The sequence below is a fragment of the Paenibacillus sp. V4I3 genome (assembly GCF_030817215.1).
In the GTDB taxonomy this organism is placed as follows: Bacteria; Bacillota; Bacilli; order Paenibacillales; family NBRC-103111; genus Paenibacillus_E.
Window position 1 is genome coordinate 1,395,001 of record NZ_JAUSZA010000001.1, and the last position, 19,271, is coordinate 1,414,271.

A 19,271-nucleotide genomic window follows, 5' to 3' on the forward strand; every position below is an offset into this window, starting at 1 on the left:
CTGATTGGGTGCGGGGCCCGCCAAGGGTTACCAAGTCCAGTCAAACTCTGAATGCCACAAACTTAAATCCGGGAGTCAGACAGTGAGTGCTAAGATCCATTGTCAAAAGGGAAACAGCCCAGACCATCAGCTAAGGTCCCCAAGTGTGTGTTAAGTGGGAAAGGATGTGGAGTTGCACAGACAACCAGGATGTTGGCTTAGAAGCAGCCACCATTGAAAGAGTGCGTAATAGCTCACTGGTCGAGTGACTCTGCGCCGAAAATGTAACGGGGCTAAACACGCCACCGAAGCTATGGCTTGCACGTATGTGCATGGGTAGGGGAGCGTTGTATGTACGTAGAATTCTGACCGTAAGGACAGGTGGAGCGCATACAAGTGAGAATGCCGGTATAAGTAACGAAAAGATCAGTGAGAATCTGATCCGCCGAAAACCTAAGGGTTCCTGAGGAAGGCTCGTCCGCTCAGGGTAAGTCGGGACCTAAGGCGAGGCCGAAAGGCGTAGTCGATGGACAACAGGTGGAAATTCCTGTACCACCGTAGCCGTTATGAGCAATGGAGTGACGCAGAAGGATAGTGACGCGAGCTGATGGATGCTCGTCCAAGCAGTGAGGCTGATGTGTAGGCAAATCCGCACATCGATAAGGCTGGGCTGTGATGGGGAGGGAAATTTAAGTACCGAAGGTCATGAATTCACACTGCCAAGAAAAGCTTCTAGCCAGGCGAAGGTGCCCGTACCGCAAACCGACACAGGTGGGTGAGAAGAGAATTCTAAGGCGCGCGGAAGAACTCTCGTTAAGGAACTCGGCAAAATGACCCCGTAACTTCGGGAGAAGGGGTGCCTCGGTAGGGTGAATAGCCCGAGGGGGCCGCAGTGAAAAGGCCCAAGCGACTGTTTAGCAAAAACACAGGTCTGTGCGAAGCCGCAAGGCGAAGTATACGGGCTGACGCCTGCCCGGTGCTGGAAGGTTAAGAGGAGTGGTTAGGGACCTCGGTTCCGAAGCTATGAATTGAAGCCCCAGTAAACGGCGGCCGTAACTATAACGGTCCTAAGGTAGCGAAATTCCTTGTCAGGTAAATTCTGACCCGCACGAATGGCGTAACGACTTGGGCGCTGTCTCAACGAGAGATCCGGTGAAATTTTAATACCTGTGAAGATGCAGGTTACCCGCGACAAGACGGAAAGACCCCATGGAGCTTTACTGCAGCTTGATATTGGACTTTGGTACGATCTGTACAGGATAGGTGGGAGCCTTTGAAGCCTGAGCGCCAGCTTGGGTGGAGGCATCGTTGGGATACCACCCTGATCGTATCGGAGTTCTAACCTAGTACCGTGATCCGGTATGGGGACAGTGTCAGGTGGGCAGTTTGACTGGGGCGGTCGCCTCCTAAAATGTAACGGAGGCGTTTAAAGGTTCCCTCAGAATGGTTGGAAATCATTCGCAGAGTGCAAAGGCATAAGGGAGCTTGACTGCGAGACCTACAAGTCGAGCAGGGACGAAAGTCGGACTTAGTGATCCGGTGGTACCGAATGGAAGGGCCATCGCTCAACGGATAAAAGCTACCCTGGGGATAACAGGCTTATCTCCCCCAAGAGTCCACATCGACGGGGAGGTTTGGCACCTCGATGTCGGCTCATCGCATCCTGGGGCTGAAGTAGGTCCCAAGGGTTGGGCTGTTCGCCCATTAAAGCGGTACGCGAGCTGGGTTCAGAACGTCGTGAGACAGTTCGGTCCCTATCTGTCGCGGGCGTAGGAAATTTGAGAGGAGCTGTCCTTAGTACGAGAGGACCGGGATGGACGTACCGCTGGTGTACCAGTTGTCTCGCCAGAGGCATCGCTGGGTAGCTATGTACGGAGGGGATAAGCGCTGAAAGCATCTAAGCGCGAAGCCCCCCTCAAGATGAGATTTCCCAGTATGTAAGACCCCTTGTAGACGACGAGGTTGATAGGTTCGAGGTGGAAGTGCAGCAATGTATGCAGCTGACGAATACTAATCGGTCGAGGGCTTAACCTAATATAGGGATCTTTAATCGTAGATTAAAGTCTCTCAGATTCGCCCAGAAAACCTAAGAGCTCTACCTTTACGCAAGTTTCGTATCTAGTTTTCAAGGCGCAAACCACGCTTTGACTGTTTGGTGATGATGGCGGAGGGGACCCACGCGTTCCCATCTCGAACACGACCGTTAAGCCCTCCAGCGTCGATGGTACTTGAACCGCAGGGTTCTGGGAGAGTAGAACGTTGCCAAGCACAAGCTAAAGCCTTTTTGAGAGAAATCTCAAGAAGGCTTTTTTGTTTTTATTTCGAATAAAACTGTAGGTAAGGTCAACAATAGTAAGGTTCACTTTTGGATATCGGATCATTAAGGATTGCATTTTAAGAGCAGTACTTGTCAAAAAGAAAGGAAATGATTATAATCTAGTTAAGGTCAAAGAAAGTCAAAGTCAATTTACTTCTGGCAATCTGGGAGGACGAATTGATGCGCAACGTATCAGAGATTATTGAACAGTATTTAAAACATGTTCTGCAGCAAAGTTCCGAAGGAGCCATCGAGATTCAACGCAATGATCTGGCTGATCAGTTCCAATGTGTGCCTTCCCAAATCAATTACGTGATAAGTACAAGGTTTACCTTGGAAAAAGGGTACATTGTGGAAAGCAAGCGCGGCGGTGGTGGATACATTCGTATCCAAAAAATCGAGCTCAAGAGTCACGGGTCCATTTTAGACCACATTTTTCGCACGATTCATACGCACATTGATCAAGTTACTTCAGAAGGACTCGTATACCAACTGCAGGAAGGCCACTATATTTCAACACGAGAAGCTAACCTGATTCGGGCCGCAATTTCGAGAGATGTGTTGACCTTCAAGCTCCCGCTGCGCGATGAAATTCGGGCCAAGATTCTTAAAGCAATGCTGATATCCTTGCTTAGCAGATGAGGAGGCATATGAAATGATTTGTCAGGAATGCGGGAAACGACCGGCGACTCTTCATTTTACAAAGATTGTGAATGGAGACAAGAACGAGTTCCACATTTGTGAGAATTGCGCTCGTGAGAAGGGTGAAATGATTCCCGGAACATCCAACGGATTTTCGATTCACAATCTGTTATCAGGATTACTTGATTTCGAACCGTCATCTCTATCCGCTGCAAAGTCTCAGGCAATCCGTTGTGAGAGCTGTGGACTTACGTATTCTCAGTTTAGTAAATTAGGACGTTTTGGTTGCGGATCATGCTATCAAAGCTTTTCAGAAAAGTTAGATCCTCTCTTTAAAAGGGTGCATGGAAATATCGTTCATGTTGGGAAAGTGCCCAAGCGAAGTGGTGGCATCATCCAATGTAAGCGGGAAATTGATACGCTCAAGAAGGATATGATGACCTGTATCGAACAAGAAGAGTTCGAACAGGCTGCAAAGATTCGTGATCAAATTCGTGAAATTGAGAAGAAGATTGCGGGTATGTGAGTTTGTAAGGAGGTGTGAATCCAGTGACATCACAGCGGTTTACAGCAGATGCATTAAGTGAATGGATGAAAGGCGAAGGGCCTGAATCGGATATCGTCATCAGTAGTCGGATCCGCATTGCTCGCAACCTTAGGGACTACCCTTATCCAATGCTAGCGACGAATCAACAATCACAAGAAGTGCTGGATCAATTGTCCGGTGTGCTTGAAAATGATGAGTTAGAGACGATAAGCAATTTTTCGCTTATTCCGCTTTCGGATCTGAATGAGCTTGAGCGAATGGTTTTGGTAGAAAAGCATTTAATTAGTCCTAATTTAGCTAACGAGTCCAGGAATGGCGCCGTTATTTTAAGTGAAAATGAATCCATTAGTATTATGATCAACGAAGAGGATCATCTTCGCATACAATGTTTATGTCCCGGTTTTCAGATTAAAGAAGTATGGGATTTGGCGAACCAAATCGATGATATCTTTGAAACACAACTGGATTACGGATATGACGAAAAAGAGGGGCTACTTAACAAGCTGCCCTACGAATGTCGGTACCGGCATCCGTGCTTCGGTGATGATGCATTTACCGGCGCTAGTGCTAAGCCAACAAATTAATCGGATTTTATCTGCTGTTACGCAAGTTGGGTTGACAGTTAGAGGATTATATGGGGAAGGCAGCGAAGCTTTAGGAAACCTGTTTCAAATATCGAATCAAATTACGCTTGGCCAATCCGAAGACGAGATTATTGATAATTTACACAGTGTAGCAAGGCAAATTATAGAGCATGAACGTGCTGCGAGACATAAGCTGATTCAAGAGTCCCGAATGCGGATAATAGATCGTGTGAACCGTTCATTAGGTATTCTGTCTTATGCGGGAATCATGGATTCGAAAGAAGCCGCGCAGCGTTTATCAGATGTGAGACTTGGCATTGACCTTGGAATTATCAACAACGTTTCATCCAATGTTCTGAATGAACTGTTGGTGATGACGCAGCCCGGTTTTCTTCAGCAATATGCCGGTGAGAAATTAAGTGCCGAAGAGCGAGATATACGCAGGGCTGAGTTGATTCGCGAAAGATTTGGTAGGGTTTAAGAAAGATAAGATTCATCCTTTAGGATTTCCATAGATATACTAATTTTGGAGGTGTTCTCTATGATGTTTGGAAGATTTACGGAACGTGCGCAAAAGGTGCTCTCTCTTGCTCAAGAGGAAGCTGTTCGTTTAGGGCATAACAATATTGGTACGGAGCACATTTTACTAGGTCTTATTCGTGAAGGGGAAGGCATTGCCGCTAAAGCGCTCGTTGCATTGGGCTTAGGTCTTGAGAAAATTCAAGACGAAGTTGAGTCGCTGATTGGCAGAGGACAAGAACAGCCTACCAACATTGCGTATACACCGAGAGCGAAGAAGGTCATTGAACTTTCGATGGATGAAGCGAGAAAATTAGGTCACACATATGTGGGGACTGAACATATTTTACTCGGGCTTATTCGCGAAGGAGAAGGTGTTGCTGCAAGAGTCCTTAATAACTTAGGTGTCTCTTTGAATAAAGCACGTCAACAAGTCCTTCAATTGCTTGGAAGCAGCGAGACTGTGTCACCAAGTCATGGTAGTAATCCAAATGTAAACACGCCTACATTGGATGGTTTAGCGAGAGATTTGACGGCGTATGCCAAAGAGGGTCATTTGGATCCTGTGATTGGGCGCAGCAAAGAAATTGAGCGTGTCATTCAAGTGTTAAGCCGCAGAACGAAGAACAATCCGGTACTGATCGGCGAACCTGGCGTTGGTAAAACAGCGATTGCTGAAGGCCTTGCACAGAAAATTATTAACAATGAAATTCCGGAAACGTTGAAGGATAAAAGAGTTATGACGCTAGATATGGGCTCTGTTGTAGCAGGGACCAAGTATCGCGGTGAGTTCGAAGACCGTCTCAAAAAGATCATGGACGAAATTCGTCAAGCGGGCAATATCGTACTATTCATTGATGAGCTTCACACCTTGATTGGCGCTGGCGGAGCGGAAGGTGCAATTGATGCCTCCAACATCCTGAAACCGGCACTTGCTAGAGGCGAGCTGCAGTGTATTGGTGCTACAACGTTGGATGAATATCGTAAGTATATTGAAAAAGATGCCGCTTTAGAGCGTCGTTTCCAACCTATAACAGTAGATCAACCATCTCCTGAGGAAGCTATTCAAATCCTTTACGGATTGCGTGATCGCTATGAAGCTCATCATCGTGTAAAAATTACGGATGCTGCGATTCAAGAAGCTGTAAAGCTTTCCGATCGTTACATTACGGACCGTTTCTTACCGGATAAAGCGATCGATTTGATCGATGAGGCGAGCTCCAAAGTAAGGCTCCGTTCTTACACAACACCGCCTTCATTGAAACAACTTGAGAGCAAGCTGGATAACATCCGTAAGGAGAAAGATGCAGCGGTTCAAAGTCAAGAATTCGAGAAAGCGGCTGGACTTCGTGATACGGAGCAAAAGCTTCGCGAAGAGCTGGATACAACGAAGAATGAATGGAAAGAAAAGCAAGGTCGCTTGGACACAGAAGTAACGCCAGATGATATCGCGCAAATTGTGGCGAGCTGGACAGGAATTCCGGTAAGTAAACTTGCTGAAGAAGAAACAGAGCGTCTGCTCAAAATGGAGGATATTCTTCATGAGCGTGTCATTGGCCAAGAAGAAGCTGTTAAAGCGGTAAGTCGTGCTATTCGCCGCGCTAGAGCAGGTCTGAAAGATCCGAAGCGTCCAATGGGCTCCTTCATATTCCTTGGACCAACGGGTGTTGGTAAAACCGAATTAGCACGCGCATTAGCAGAATCTCTATTCGGTGATGATAACGCGGTAGTCCGTATTGATATGTCGGAATACATGGAGAAGCACTCGACTTCAAGATTAGTAGGAGCGCCTCCGGGTTACGTTGGATACGAAGAGGGCGGTCAACTCACTGAGAAAGTACGCCGTAAGCCATATTCAGTCGTACTGCTCGATGAGATCGAGAAAGCACATCCAGAAGTGTTCAACATTCTATTGCAAGTGCTGGAAGATGGTCGCTTAACAGATTCCAAAGGACGTACGGTTGATTTCCGCAACACATTGATTATTATGACATCCAATGTTGGTGCGGATATGATTAAGAAAAATTCCTCGCTTGGCTTTACGGCTGCTGTCGATGCAGGTAGAGATTATACCAATATGAAGGATAAAGTAATGGGCGAGCTCAAGAAAAGCTTCCGTCCTGAGTTTCTTAACCGTATCGATGAAATTATCGTGTTCCACTCCTTGGATGAAGCACATATTGCGCAAATTGTCAGCCTAATGGCAGATGATCTACGCAAACGTCTGAAAGAGCAAGAGGTTGATTTCTTGCTAACAGACAAAGCGAAGGCGTTTCTTGCCAAAGAAGGATTTGATCCGACTTACGGAGCGAGACCGCTGCGTAGAGCGATTCAAAAGCATATCGAGGATCGCTTATCGGAGGAACTGCTCAGAGGCAATATTGCCAAAGGCGACTCCTTGACCATTGATGAGAAAGATGGCGAACTTGTTGTCCTGAAGGGCGAAGGCGTAGCCGTAAAATAATAAAGCAAAGAAGCATTTTGCTTCATCCTACCTAGGGTGCAGCAAAATGCTTTTTATTTATCACAGCGCCCATCAAATGAGCTATTCGACATTATTACATAAATATTTTGAATCTGATAGAGGCTAAATGGAAAATATCTTTTACAGAACTTGCTCGTTTTTCCAAAGAAGAGCTGTCTATCGACGGCATTGAATATCATAATTTTGGAAGAGATAAAGAAGTAAAGATTAAAGTAAATAAGTATTATAAGAAGCTGATCAAGAAAGACATAGAATATGTAGCAGATAATAGCTCATTTGCTACTTTGAACGTAATAAAGTTTGTTGAAATAAATAATGTATCTCAAACGGTATTAACCATGTTGATAAATATGTAAGAAATGCATAAAAAAATGTATGATAGAAATAAACAATTATTTAAGGAAAATAAAGCATTCAAATTGATTCTTGAAATAAAGCAAGAAGAGCAAAGCAAATTGACGATTCCAGTGGAAAAAAATTAAGTTATTGGAGTAGTTTGTAAAACTATTTAATTAATTGGGGAAGTGAATCTTAACTATGAAAAAGAAAACCATATATAAATGTACCAGTTGTGGTCAAGAGCATCCAAAATGGCAAGGTTCGTGCAGTAGTTGTCGTGAGTGGAATACCCTTGAAGAAGATGATGTTATAAACGCTCCTAGTGGTGGTCAGAAGGGCATAAATAAAAAGAAGAATGTTATCATAAACCGTCTTACAGATACCGTATCCCAAAACAGTGATAGGATTGTTACCAAGTACAATGAATTTAATCGTGTAATGGGTGGAGGAATCGTTAAAGATTCTGTTACGATTATTACGGCTGTTCCAGGTGCTGGAAAATCCACACTCTTATTGCAAATATCAGATGATGTGGCAAAGCAAGGATTGAAAGTCCTGTATGCTTCAGGTGAAGAAAGTGATAGTCAGATAAAGAGAAGAGCAGAGCGAGTCTTGCAAGATATTCATAAAAACGTTTGGGTTTATTCTGATAATAGTTTGAATAATGTCTTAGGTTGTATTGACCAAGTAGACCCTGACCTCATTATTATTGATAGTATTCAAACTTTTGTATTAGAAGAATATCCGCAAAGACCTGGTTCACCCACGCAGACGATGGAATGCGCGAATACTCTCTTAAAGGTCGCAAAAGATGCACAAAGACCAAGAGCCATTATAATGGTTGGGCAGATGACCAAAGATAACGAATTAGCTGGATTAAGAGCATTAGAACACTTGGTAGATGCTGTTCTTGTTCTCGAGGGGGAGGAAGGCGAGGAGCTAAAACAGCTATTTTCGACTAAAAATCGCTACGCCAGCACAGGAGAGCTTGGATTTTTCACAATGGGTGAGCAAGGATTGACACCTATTGATAATCCCTCAGAGTTCTTTATGACACAAAGAGACGAGAATGATGTAGTTAGTGGAAGTGCATTAACAGTCGTTAAGGAAGGCACAAGACCCATCATTTTGGAAATAGAAAGTTTGGTATCAACCACGTTCATGCCATACCCAAGCCGGATTGCTGAATGTTTAAAAAAGGACCATGTGAATACACTTATCAGCATCATGGAGCAAAGAGCCAATATCCCTCTTCATGATAAGAACGTGGTTGTTAAAACGACAGGCGGTATTCGTTTAAAAGAACAATCATCAAATTTAGCCGCGATAATGAGCATTGTATCTTCCTGCAAGAATCAAGGTATCCCAAATGATACTGTATTTATCGCAGATATTGGATTAACAGGTGAATTAAAAAAAGTACCTACGTTAGAACTAAGAATTAGAGAACTTGAAAGAATGGGTTTCAAACGTGTCTATGTTGCGCTCAATGGATTGAAAAGCACAACTACGTTTTCTACAATAAAGGTAATCCCATGTAAGACATTGAGCCAAGTCATCCACTCTGTATTTGGCACTGCTTCTAAAGGCAAAGAGGAGAAAGCACCTTGGGATGAGGAAGATAATTAGACAACAGCCAATTTGAACCATTAGATTGATGATAAAATTTTGAACTTAGTTATAATCTAAACTGGTTATTGTAAGAAAATTAGAACTGTTCTTTCATTATTTACAACTTCTTTTAAAGGAATGAATTTTCCGTTATACTTAGTTGTAAGGATTTAGCAACTGGACTCCATCCAGTAGTACAGTTCGGATTAAGGGTGTTAGGTTGGATCAAAGCAGCATGAATTTCGAATGTGAAATGTATTATATATGTAGAGGGATTGCTTTAAGAAGAAGAAGATTATAGACGGGACTCATTGGATATGCTTCAAATGGTTTATTCAAATGTTATGAGCATTGGTTGGGATGCTGTCTAATCCAATCGTCTATTATATCGTGTAAAAGAATTTTATTGAGAATTGGGCGTGCAGTCAAGAATCGATTTGGTTCGACGAATGAAATCGGCATTTTTGAACTCCATGATTATAGCCGTTTTGGAGAATCGCATGGGTATGTTCTTACAAAATCAAGATGCTTACCTGAATGTGGCCGGTGGAGTAAAGCTTGATGAACCGGCAGTCGATCTAGCGATTGCCATTAGTATTGCATCCAGTTTTAAGGATCAGCCGACCAGGCCCTATGATGTGGTGTTCGGTGAGATTGGGTTGACAGGAGAAGTCCGCGGTGTATCCCGGATTGATCAACGTGTGAAGGAAGCGGAAAAGCTTGGATTCCTTAGAGTAATTATGCCGGAGAAAAGTTTGAAGGGATGGACTCATCCGTCCGGTATGGAGATTATCGGAGTGAACACGGTAGCAGAGGCATTGAAAGCGGCACTGGGTTAACTCGTGATCATTCAACCTGCAAGCCTTCAGGAGGAAAATGATGAGCAAAGAAGAGATAAAGCGAGACGTCATGAGCCAACTGCTGCAAATGGTAGCACCTGGTACACCGTTCCGTGATGGGTTAGAGAATGTCCTACGTGCCAAAACGGGTGGACTTATTGTAGTTGGTTATAGTACAGAAGTAACGGAAATCGTGGATGGCGGTTTCTCTATAGATTGTGATTTTTCCCCCAATTATTTATATGAGCTTGCCAAAATGGATGGCGCGATTATCCTCAGTGAGGACATCAAACGCATCCTATATGCGAACACACAATTAATCCCAGATTCCTCTATCTCATCATCGGAGACGGGAATCAGGCATAGGACAGCCGAACGTGTTGCGAAGCAAACAAACAAATTGGTTGTTTCGATTTCACAGCGGCGCAATGTCATAACTCTTTATCAAGGTAATTTGCGTTATGCGCTGAAAGATATTGGTGTAATCCTGACTAAAGCGAATCAAGCGATCCAGACATTGGAGCGTTACAAAGTCGTACTGGATCAGTCGCTGACCAATCTAAGCGCATCCGAGTTTGAGGAATTGGTTACCCTGCACGATGTTACCAATGTCATTGCTCGGTTTGAAATGGTGCTGCGCATTAAGGCCGAGATTAATCGATACATCAATGAGCTAGGTAATGAAGGCCGCCTCATAAGCATGCAGCTTGAAGAACTTGTTGGGAATGCGGAACTTGAAGCGCGTTTGATCGTAAAAGATTATGTACGTGATTTATCGGAAGACCGCGTCAAAGAAATGCAAGCAGGCTTAAAGCGTTTATCCTCGGATGAACTGCTTGAGCCGCACCAAATCATCCGATTGCTTGGATATCCGCATACGAATTCTATTGCCGAAGAACCGGTTTCTCCTCGAGGGTTCCGAATTTTAGGGAAAATTCCGCGGCTACCGTCTATCATTATTGCCAATCTGGTCGAAAAGTTTGGTTATCTGCCTCACATGATGATGGCGACAATTGAAGAATTGGATGAAGTTGACGGAATCGGAGAGGTGAGAGCACGCGCCATTAAGGAAGGTCTCAAAAGAATTCAGGAACAAGTGTTCATTGACAGACATATTTAAACTAGATACAATCATAAAGTATCATTGTTGAGGTTTTGTTAAGTCAAGGCAGTTTAATGCAGTCGAGGTTTTATTAAGTCGAGATTAGGGTATAGTAAATCCAGAGGTGGACAAAAACATATGTTAACGAAATCAATTCCCAGTCTTTTTACAGTAGGGAACTTATTCCTAGGTGTATTGTCAATTATTCTCGCTTTCAGTGGTGAACACGGAATTGCAGCAGTACTCGTCATTGTCGCTATGTTGCTTGATGGACTTGACGGACGTGTTGCCAGAGCTTTGAACGCGCAGAGTGAGTTCGGTAAAGAGTTAGATTCGCTTTCCGATGTCATTTCATTCGGTGTAGCACCAGCCTTTATCATGTATGTGGTTGCATTTAATGATCCGAGTGTGATTAGTCCGGCATTTGCTTGGATTGTTACAGCGATCTTCCCGATTTGTGGAGCTCTTCGTTTAGCTCGTTTCAATGTCGTTGCAGGTACACCTGGTTATTTCATCGGTTTGCCGATTCCAGCAGCAGGCGGTGTACTTTGTACACTAGCGTTATTCGTGAACGAAATTAACGTGTATGTCTTGTTGGTGAGTACAATTCTATTGTCTTACTTGATGGTAAGTACAGTAAAGTACCCGAACTTCAAGAAAGCCGGTATTCCGAAAGCAGCGATCTGGATTACGCCAATTATCGTTGCTGTGGCAATTTTGATTGCTATCAAATGGCCGGAATCGATTTCTAAAATGATTTTCGTACCTCTGTTAGCGTACGCGCTATATGGCCTAAAAAAAAACGTTGATGGATTCTTCATCCGTCTCCGGAGAAAGAACAAAAGACGTGGCATGGACGACACGAATTCAGTGAAATCGGACGTTTAACACATGTTTCGAAAATAAAAAGCATTTATTTTCTTCTGATGATTCAGAGAGAAAATAAATGCTTTTTTTTCGTCTTCATGACATGTTGAATAGTCCCAGTGTTGTGCATTTCTTCGATTCGTTCTCAACGACTTGCTCCAAATTAACGTCTAGGATGTTACTAAGTGCGGACATATAGAAGAGATTTCTACCTAGTTCAGTACTTACGACCTCAATGCATTGTTCACATAAGTGACCAGATACATGAGTGCCAAGTACATTCTTGGCCTCATCCAAAGTCATCTCAGGATGATACTCTTGCTTGGCTGCATGAACCTGAATACATCCACATTCCGTAATAGATTTGACCACGGAACGATTAGTAGCTGCGCCAGACTGTTGAAACTTGGATAAGACGTCAAGCAGACTTCGGTGACGGAGTAACAATTCGGATACTTGATCCTGAAACTGCTTTAAAGTCAAGGAGCTCATTCCATCCACCTCGGGTGTGTTGGTAACTTCCAATTTCATTATAAAGGAAGCCCTCTAATATTTCAATTTTCCATGTAAAGAAGTGATTAACGTTGGAGAAATTGGAACATAATTGTAATAAGGCTTAAAACAAGTTTGATTTAGGGGGTGAATCTGTGATGAGGAAATGGGTACAAATCATTTTGGCCATCATGGGTGGTAGTTTAGGTTATAGTTGGAGTGATTCGATCCTTCGAAAGACAGCGTTAATGGGTGATGCGGGACAAGTTATCTGGATTAATAGTTTATGCGCAGTAGGTATGTTCTTCCTTTCGTCATGGGTTGCTAGTCAGGGAATGAAGCTGCTTATGAGAGGCGAAAGGAATGTAGCGGATATCCCGGTATCCGATTTGCTCTCGGGTACATTAGGGTTAGTCATTGGACTGCTTATATCGGTATTGGTGTTCCCTGTATTAGAGCAGGCGAAGTGGGCTAGTCCCTTTTTACCGTTCATTGTCTCTGCTGTACTAGCTGTAATGGGGTTCCGTATCGGTTACAGCAAGCGGGAAGAGCTGGTTCAGATCATTGCAAAGAGCCGATCCACAGGCCCGGAGAAGCAGACGCACCGTCCTTATGAGGAGCATAAGATTCTCGACACTAGTGTCATTATTGATGGCAGGATCGCTGATATTTGCAAAACAGGCTTTATTGAGGGAACCCTCGTTATTCCGGAATTTGTCTTGGAAGAGCTGCAGCACATTGCCGATTCATCGGATTTACTCAAGCGGAATCGCGGTCGACGCGGTCTGGACATTTTGAACAAAATCCAAAAGGAACTTGAAGTGAAAGTGCTCATTTACGAAGGAGATTTCGAAGAAATATCTGAAGTAGATAGCAAGCTAGTCCGGCTCGCAAAAGTACTGCAGGGCAAAGTGATTACGAATGATTTCAATCTAAACAAAGTATGTGAACTGCAAGGTGTTTCGGTGCTCAATATCAACGACCTCGCGAATGCAGTGAAGCCTGTTGTCCTGCCTGGTGAAGAAATCATAGTTCAAGTCATTAAGGATGGCAAGGAGCATGGACAAGGTGTAGCTTATCTGGACGATGGTACGATGATCGTGGTGGAAGGCGGGCGCGAATTCATCGGGATGACATTAGAAGTGATGGTCACAAGTGTTCTGCAGACATCGGCGGGACGTATGATTTTCGCGAAACCGAAACTATTGGAAAAAGCACAGTAAAACCAGTATGATAAGGAGATGTAACATAGCTCTTACTAGTTGATGGGAAAGTATAGGTTTTATACTGTTGCTTTGCATCTACTTTGACAAACCGCTCGTCCAAAAAGGACGACGGAGTCGTTTATCCTTGGGCCTATGCTTACGAAGAAAGCTTTCTTTCAGAAAGCACTTAGTTGGAGGTCATATGGGGAAGCTAGGAGTTATCATCGTGGCAGCGGGCAAGGGCTCGCGAATGGGAACGGCTGAAAGTAAACAATACTTACAACTGGGACACAAGCCAATTCTGGTACATACCTTGCAATTATTTCAAAACATACATGAAGTGGATGAAATCATTCTCGTTGCTGGGGGAACTGATGTAGATCGCTGTAGAGGCTACATACAGGACTACGCTCTTTCTAAGGTCACTCATGTGCTAGCAGGAGGCGCCGAACGTCAAGATTCCGTTAGACGGGGTCTGGACTCCTTACAGAGGGATACAACGTGGGTACTCGTTCATGACGGTGTTAGGCCTTTCGTGAAAAAAGAACATGTGTTCGATTGCCTGTTGAAAGCGCAAGAACAGGATGCAGCAGTGCTGGCCGTTCCTGTTAAGGATACGATCAAAATCGTAGATACCGAGAAACGAATTCAATCTACACCCGATAGACGAAGCTTGTGGGCGATCCAAACGCCGCAAGCTTTTCGGTTTTCTCTTCTACAGGAAGCGCATGAACGGGCTCTTCAGGATAATTTCATGGGGACGGACGATGCGATGTTAGTGGAACGAATAGGAACGACGGTACATGTGGTCGAAGGGGACTATTATAATATTAAGATTACGACACCGGAAGATTTGCCATGGGCAGAATGGATACTACACAACGTAAGGGGAGAGGGACAGCTATGATTCGCGTAGGACAAGGATTTGATGTTCATCAGTTGGTGGAAGGCCGCAAGTGCATTATTGGAGGCGTGACAATTCCTTATGAAAAAGGGCTGCTCGGTCACTCTGATGCCGATGTGCTGCTGCACGCTATTAGCGATGCTATTTTAGGCGCACTGGGCTTAGGCGATATCGGAAAGCATTTCCCGGATACGGCTGCAGAGTTCAAGGATGCGGATAGTCTAGAACTGCTGAAGCAGGTTTGGCAGCTGGCTAAGGACAAAGGTTATCTACTTGGGAATACGGATTCTACGATCATAGCACAGAAGCCCAAAATGGCGCCGTACATCCCGCAGATGGTAGAAATTATTGCAGCTGCGCTTGATGCTAAGCCAGATCAAGTCAACGTGAAGGCTACGACGACGGAACAGCTTGGTTTCACGGGTCGAGGCGAAGGAATTGCTGCGCAATCGGTTGTTTGTTTAATTCGAGATGTGCTAGAATAGCAGATAATATTGGGGAGAAGAGGGTACACACATGAATCAGCCTTTACGTGTGCGTTATGCACCTAGTCCGACTGGACATTTACATATTGGCGGTGCCCGTACAGCACTGTTTGATTATTTATTGGCGCGTCGCCATGGCGGTGCGTTCGTTGTTCGTTTTGAAGATACGGATCAAACGCGTCACAAAGAGTCCGGAATTGAAGATCAATTGAACGGTCTTAGATGGCTTGGTTTGGAGTGGGACGAGAGCGTGGATATCGGAGGTCCATACGGTCCTTATCGCCAGATGGAGCGACTGGATATTTATCAGACGTATCTCGATCAATTGGTTCAGAGCGGCCTTGCGTACCATTGCTATTGCTCTGAAGCAGATTTGGAGCAAGAGCGGGCAGAGCAAGAAGCACGCGGAGAAATGGGCGGTTATTCAGGTAAATGCCGTAACTTAACACCTGAGCAGATTGCTGCTTATCAAGCTGAAGGACGTAAGGCTTCCATTCGTTTCCGTGTTCCAGAAGACCGGATTATCGGCTTCGAGGACAAGGTGCGCGAGCATGTTGAATTTGAATCCAATGGCATTGGCGATTTCATCATTGCACGTACCGATGGCATTCCAACTTATAATTTTGCTGTCATTGTGGACGATCATTTGATGAAAATCAATCTGGTTATTCGCGGTGAGGAGCATCTGTCCAATACACCAAGACAAATCCTCATGTACGAAGCACTGGAACTTCCTGTGCCTGAATTTGCTCATTTGGCGCTTATCTTGAATCCTGATCGTAAAAAAATGAGTAAACGGGATGAATCCATCATTCAGTTTATCGAGCAGTACAAAGAGCTAGGCTATCTGCCTGAAGCTGTTGTTAACTTCATTGCCCTGCTCGGTTGGTCTCCTGGCGGCGAAGAAGAAATGTTCACGAAGGAAGAACTTATTGCCCAGTTTGACCTGGATCGCGTATCCAAAAGTCCGGCTGTGTTTGATATGGATAAATTGAATTGGATGAACAATGCTTATTTGAAAAAGGCCCCTCTTTCCCGAGTGGTTGAGCTTAGTGTGCCGCATCTGCAAAAAGCTGGATACATCCAAGGTGATTTGGATGCTGCAGCTCAAGAGTGGGTAACGGCTCTGGTAGGCCTCAATCAAGAGAGAATGCGTTTCGCAGCAGAGATTGTCGAACTATCGAGCATTTTCTTCAAAGAAGAGCTGATTATCGATGAGGAAGCTTCGGCTGTGTTGAAAGAGGAGCATGTGCCTGTTGTGCTAGCTAGCTTCCTTACGCAAGTCGAGCAAGCGGAATCTTTCACTGTAGAAGCCATCCCTGCTTTGCTGAAACAAGTGCAGAAGGATACGGGCTTCAAAGGGAAACAACTGTTCATGTCGATTCGTTCTGCGTTAACGGGACAAGTACACGGACCGGACTTAAATGTGTCCCTATACTTACTTGGTAAAGAAAAAGTCGCCTCACGTCTAAGGAACTTATTGTAAAGCGGGTTTCTTTTCGCTATACTTAGTTCAATATCGAATGCAATGATCAGGAGAGTACGTTTAACTAGGGATTTATCAGAGAGGATAATCGAAGCCGCAAGGCTTTGGCTGTGAGTTATCCAATTCCTGTAATCGGAAATGCACCTGGGAGCTGCCGCGCCGAATACTCGTAAGAGTAGGGTAGGCGCAGCCGGAATACCCACGTTACGGGAACCTAAGTTGGGAGACTTCCGAGTCACCAAGCAGAGTGGAACCGCGATAACTACGCCTCTGCAGCCATATGGCTGCAGGGGCTTTTTTGCTTGATAAGAATCCTTGTATGATTTTCTACGGAGAAGGTGAGAACATGTGGGCAACGATCAAATCTGATATATCCGCCGTATTCGATAACGACCCGGCTGCACGCAGCTGGTTTGAGGTTGTTTTTACGTATTCTGGGCTTCATGCGATTTGGTCTCATCGAATCGGCCATTGGTTTTACAAGCGGGGGATGTATACAATCGCTCGTATTGTATCGCAGTGGAGCCGGTTCATGACAGGTATTGAGATTCATCCGGGTGCAACGATAGGGAAAAGGCTGTTTATTGATCACGGCATGGGTGTTGTTATCGGTGAAACCTGTGAGATTGGCGACGATGTCATCCTATACCAAGGCGTAACCTTAGGGGGGACGGGTAAAGAAAAAGGTAAGAGACATCCAACTATTGGCAATAATGTAGTTATTGGCTCTGGTGCCAAAATTCTCGGTTCTTTCCTTGTAGGCGAAAATTCACGTATTGGTTCTAATGCGGTAGTCATTCAGGAAGTTCCTTCAAATAGCACCGTCGTCACGATCCCTGCTAAACTTGTGAAGCGGGACGGGGTTCGTGTGAATCGTTTGGACCATGGGAACTTACCTGATCCCATTGTTGATATATTTCAGGAATTACAGAATCAGATTAATGATTTAAAACAACAACTTGAACAAGAACGCCTTAAGAATGGAGAAACGAGAGAACATGACACTCAGAGTGTATAATACGCTAACGCGGAAAAAAGAAGAATTCGTTCCAATTGAACCAGGCAAAGTGAAGATGTACGTTTGCGGGCCTACTGTGTATAACTATATTCATATTGGTAACGGCAGACCGGTTATTTTCTTCGATGTTGTACGTCGCTATTTGGAATCTCAGAAGTATGAAGTAACCTATATTACGAACTTTACCGATGTGGATGATAAAATGATTCGTAAAGCCGAGGAGTTGGCTGTTACCGTTCCAGAGCTTGCAGAAACATTCATTCAAGCCTTTTTGGATGACGTCAAAACCCTTGGCGTTCACGATGCTACCTTGAATCCGCGTGTGACAGAGAACATCCAGGAAATTATCGATTTCATTGCTGCTCTCGTTGAGAAAGATTTCGCGTACGAAGCCCGCGGTGACGTTTATTACCGAACAAGCAAATTTGCTGAGTATGGTAAGTTATCCAATCAAAATCTGGAAGAGCTCCAATACGGTATCCGTATTGAAGTAGACGATCGCAAAGAGAGTCCTCAGGATTTTGTTCTGTGGAAAGCGGCCAAACCGGGAGAAATTTTTTGGGATAGTCCATGGGGCCAAGGCCGTCCAGGCTGGCATATCGAATGCTCCGCCATGGTACGCAAATATTTGGGTGAAACGATTGATATACACGGTGGCGGACAAGATTTGACCTTCCCGCATCATGAGTGTGAAATCGCTCAGACGGAAGCTGTAACAGGTCATCCAATGGCTAACTATTGGATGCACAATGCATTCCTTAACATTGACAATGAGAAGATGTCCAAGTCACTTGGCAACGGGATTCTTATTCGTGATCTAGTTAAACAAATCAAGCCGCAAGTTTTCCGTTTTTTCATGTTGTCCGCGCACTATCGCAATCCGCTGAATTTCAGCGATGAGAGCTTGAAACAAGCCTCTAATGCGTTAGAGCGTATCCAGAATGCTTATGACAACTTGAAGCACCGACTTACTACTGCTTCTGCGACTAGCGAAATAGAATCAGCATTAACGGATCGCTTGGCTGCGATTGCGAGCCAGTTTGATGATAAGATGAATGACGATTTCAATACTCCGGATGCTATTACAGCGGTATTCGACCTTGTTGCTGAAGCGAACCTGTACCTGCAGCAGGAGCGGGTAAATGCTGCCGCGCTGCAGCTTTTCTTGGATCAGCTGCAAGCATTCGATCAAACCTTAGGGATTCTTTCGCAGCAAACGGATGAGCTGTTAGATGAAGAGATTGAGCAGTTGATTATCGAACGGACTGAATCGCGTAAGTCGAAGAACTGGGCCCGCGCGGATGAAATTCGTGATCTGCTCACAGAGAAAGGGATATTCCTTGAGGATACACCACAGGGAATACGCTGGCGCCGTAAATGAGCGAGTCCATCCATGATGCTGCGAACCTTTTTATTTTTCCGCCTTCTAAAAGTCCTCATTTACTAAATCCGCTTGTATTGGCTTATATAGGGGATGCTGTATATGAAGTGTACATCAGACAATATGTCATTTCTGGAGCTAACCATCGGCCGAACCATTTGCACAAAGCATCGACAGGATATGTCTCAGCCAAAGCACAATCCAAATTGTTGGAGGCTTTGATGCCTATGCTATCGGAAGAAGAAGTAGACATGGTGAAGCGGGGACGCAATGCCAAATCAGGAACTATAGCCAAAAACGCGGAAGTGCTGGAATACCGGCACAGCACCGCGTTTGAGTGCTTAATCGGATATTTGTACTATAAACAATCTTTTGAGAGATTAAAGGAAATATTAGACTTTGCGATTTCTTTCAAGCAGAACAAGTAGCTTAATCTAAAGGTGATCGTATTGTTCAAGCAAAACTTTTA

At 44.5% G+C, this 19,271-nt stretch carries 14 protein-coding genes, 2 rRNA genes and 2 pseudogenes (1 of these 18 running past the window's edge); 17 read left to right on the forward strand and 1 reads right to left on the reverse strand.

Translation table 11 applies throughout. The features are described 5' to 3' along the window. From QFZ77_RS06545 to pssA, 10 genes and pseudogenes are all read left to right on the forward strand, one after another. Nucleotides 1-2,013: ribosomal RNA gene (locus tag QFZ77_RS06545) — 23S ribosomal RNA — on the forward strand (it extends 907 nt beyond the left edge of the window). 117 nt (nt 2,014-2,130) lie between these two features. Then, nucleotides 2,131-2,247: ribosomal RNA gene (gene rrf / locus QFZ77_RS06550) — 5S ribosomal RNA — on the forward strand. A gap of 229 nt (nt 2,248-2,476) precedes the next feature. After that, nucleotides 2,477-2,938, forward strand: coding sequence for a CtsR family transcriptional regulator (locus QFZ77_RS06555; RefSeq protein WP_029196492.1), 462 nt, complete (start codon nt 2,477-2,479; stop codon nt 2,936-2,938). Between the two features lie 13 nt (nt 2,939-2,951). After that, on the forward strand, nt 2,952-3,464 hold the full coding sequence (gene mcsA, locus QFZ77_RS06560; RefSeq protein ID WP_029196491.1) for a protein-arginine kinase activator protein McsA: 513 nt from the start codon (nt 2,952-2,954) through the stop codon (nt 3,462-3,464). Between the two features lie 65 nt (nt 3,465-3,529). After that, a pseudogene (gene mcsB, locus QFZ77_RS06565) lies at nt 3,530-4,550 on the forward strand (protein-arginine kinase McsB). Between the two features lie 60 nt (nt 4,551-4,610). Next, nucleotides 4,611-7,052, forward strand: coding sequence for an ATP-dependent protease ATP-binding subunit ClpC (gene clpC / locus QFZ77_RS06570; RefSeq protein WP_307437760.1), 2,442 nt, complete (start codon nt 4,611-4,613; stop codon nt 7,050-7,052). Between the two features lie 558 nt (nt 7,053-7,610). After that, nucleotides 7,611-9,041: a DNA repair protein RadA gene (gene radA / locus QFZ77_RS06575; RefSeq protein WP_307437763.1), complete on the forward strand. Its 1,431-nt coding sequence runs from the start codon at nt 7,611-7,613 to the stop codon at nt 9,039-9,041. Between the two features lie 452 nt (nt 9,042-9,493). Next, nucleotides 9,494-9,862 (forward strand): annotated as a pseudogene (locus QFZ77_RS06580) (magnesium chelatase domain-containing protein); the annotation flags it as partial. 40 nt (nt 9,863-9,902) lie between these two features. Beyond that, nucleotides 9,903-10,982 (forward strand): DNA integrity scanning diadenylate cyclase DisA, encoded by a 1,080-nt coding sequence (gene disA, locus QFZ77_RS06585; protein ID WP_082562248.1) that lies wholly within the window; start codon nt 9,903-9,905, stop codon nt 10,980-10,982. Nucleotides 10,983-11,102: 120 nt separating this feature from the next. Continuing rightward, nucleotides 11,103-11,852 (forward strand): CDP-diacylglycerol--serine O-phosphatidyltransferase, encoded by a 750-nt coding sequence (gene pssA / locus QFZ77_RS06590; protein WP_171642864.1) that lies wholly within the window; start codon nt 11,103-11,105, stop codon nt 11,850-11,852. Between the two features lie 75 nt (nt 11,853-11,927). Here pssA and QFZ77_RS06595 read toward each other — a convergent pair whose 3' ends face one another. Next, the gene (locus QFZ77_RS06595) at nt 11,928-12,323 is read right to left on the reverse strand and encodes a DUF1573 domain-containing protein (protein ID WP_307449307.1); all 396 of its coding nucleotides are present in this window, start codon (nt 12,321-12,323) and stop codon (nt 11,928-11,930) included. A 155-nt stretch (nt 12,324-12,478) separates the two neighbouring features. Here QFZ77_RS06595 and QFZ77_RS06600 point away from each other — a divergent pair, with 155 nt between their 5' ends. From QFZ77_RS06600 to QFZ77_RS06630, 7 genes are all read left to right on the forward strand, one after another. Then, on the forward strand, nt 12,479-13,546 hold the full coding sequence (locus QFZ77_RS06600) for a PIN/TRAM domain-containing protein (protein WP_373462571.1): 1,068 nt from the start codon (nt 12,479-12,481) through the stop codon (nt 13,544-13,546). Nucleotides 13,547-13,730: 184 nt separating this feature from the next. Further along, nucleotides 13,731-14,435, forward strand: coding sequence for a 2-C-methyl-D-erythritol 4-phosphate cytidylyltransferase (gene ispD / locus QFZ77_RS06605; RefSeq protein ID WP_307437773.1), 705 nt, complete (start codon nt 13,731-13,733; stop codon nt 14,433-14,435). Then, complete coding sequence (ispF, locus tag QFZ77_RS06610) at nt 14,432-14,917, forward strand: 2-C-methyl-D-erythritol 2,4-cyclodiphosphate synthase (protein WP_307437774.1); 486 nt, start codon at nt 14,432-14,434, stop codon at nt 14,915-14,917. Before ispD ends, ispF begins: the two co-directional genes overlap by 4 nt. Before the next feature lie 31 nt (nt 14,918-14,948). Then, nucleotides 14,949-16,403: a glutamate--tRNA ligase gene (gltX, locus tag QFZ77_RS06615; RefSeq protein ID WP_307437777.1), complete on the forward strand. Its 1,455-nt coding sequence runs from the start codon at nt 14,949-14,951 to the stop codon at nt 16,401-16,403. A gap of 346 nt (nt 16,404-16,749) precedes the next feature. Further along, nucleotides 16,750-17,421 (forward strand): serine O-acetyltransferase, encoded by a 672-nt coding sequence (cysE, locus tag QFZ77_RS06620; RefSeq protein WP_246321031.1) that lies wholly within the window; start codon nt 16,750-16,752, stop codon nt 17,419-17,421. Then, nucleotides 17,402-18,802, forward strand: coding sequence for a cysteine--tRNA ligase (cysS, locus tag QFZ77_RS06625; protein WP_307437783.1), 1,401 nt, complete (start codon nt 17,402-17,404; stop codon nt 18,800-18,802). The genes cysE and cysS overlap by 20 nt, the downstream gene beginning before the upstream one ends. Continuing rightward, nucleotides 18,799-19,230 carry a Mini-ribonuclease 3 gene (locus QFZ77_RS06630; protein WP_307437787.1) on the forward strand — a complete coding sequence of 144 codons (432 nt, stop codon included), beginning with the start codon at nt 18,799-18,801 and terminating at the stop codon, nt 19,228-19,230. Before cysS ends, QFZ77_RS06630 begins: the two co-directional genes overlap by 4 nt. The last annotated feature ends 41 nt before the right edge of the window (nt 19,231-19,271 follow it).

Bases quoted from the DNA above. Each gene is read 5' to 3' on its own strand.
- QFZ77_RS06555 (WP_029196492.1), top strand. From the start codon at position 2,477: ATGCGCAACGTATCAGAGATTATTGAACAGTATTTAAAACATGTTCTG.
- mcsA (WP_029196491.1), top strand. From the start codon at position 2,952: ATGATTTGTCAGGAATGCGGGAAACGACCGGCGACTCTTCATTTTACA.
- clpC (WP_307437760.1), top strand. From the start codon at position 4,611: ATGATGTTTGGAAGATTTACGGAACGTGCGCAAAAGGTGCTCTCTCTT.
- radA (WP_307437763.1), top strand. From the start codon at position 7,611: ATGAAAAAGAAAACCATATATAAATGTACCAGTTGTGGTCAAGAGCAT.
- disA (WP_082562248.1), top strand. From the start codon at position 9,903: ATGAGCAAAGAAGAGATAAAGCGAGACGTCATGAGCCAACTGCTGCAA.
- pssA (WP_171642864.1), top strand. From the start codon at position 11,103: ATGTTAACGAAATCAATTCCCAGTCTTTTTACAGTAGGGAACTTATTC.
- QFZ77_RS06595 (WP_307449307.1), bottom strand. From the start codon at position 12,323: ATGAGCTCCTTGACTTTAAAGCAGTTTCAGGATCAAGTATCCGAATTG.
- ispD (WP_307437773.1), top strand. From the start codon at position 13,731: ATGGGGAAGCTAGGAGTTATCATCGTGGCAGCGGGCAAGGGCTCGCGA.
- ispF (WP_307437774.1), top strand. From the start codon at position 14,432: ATGATTCGCGTAGGACAAGGATTTGATGTTCATCAGTTGGTGGAAGGC.
- gltX (WP_307437777.1), top strand. From the start codon at position 14,949: ATGAATCAGCCTTTACGTGTGCGTTATGCACCTAGTCCGACTGGACAT.
- cysE (WP_246321031.1), top strand. From the start codon at position 16,750: ATGTGGGCAACGATCAAATCTGATATATCCGCCGTATTCGATAACGAC.
- cysS (WP_307437783.1), top strand. From the start codon at position 17,402: ATGACACTCAGAGTGTATAATACGCTAACGCGGAAAAAAGAAGAATTC.
- QFZ77_RS06630 (WP_307437787.1), top strand. From the start codon at position 18,799: ATGAGCGAGTCCATCCATGATGCTGCGAACCTTTTTATTTTTCCGCCT.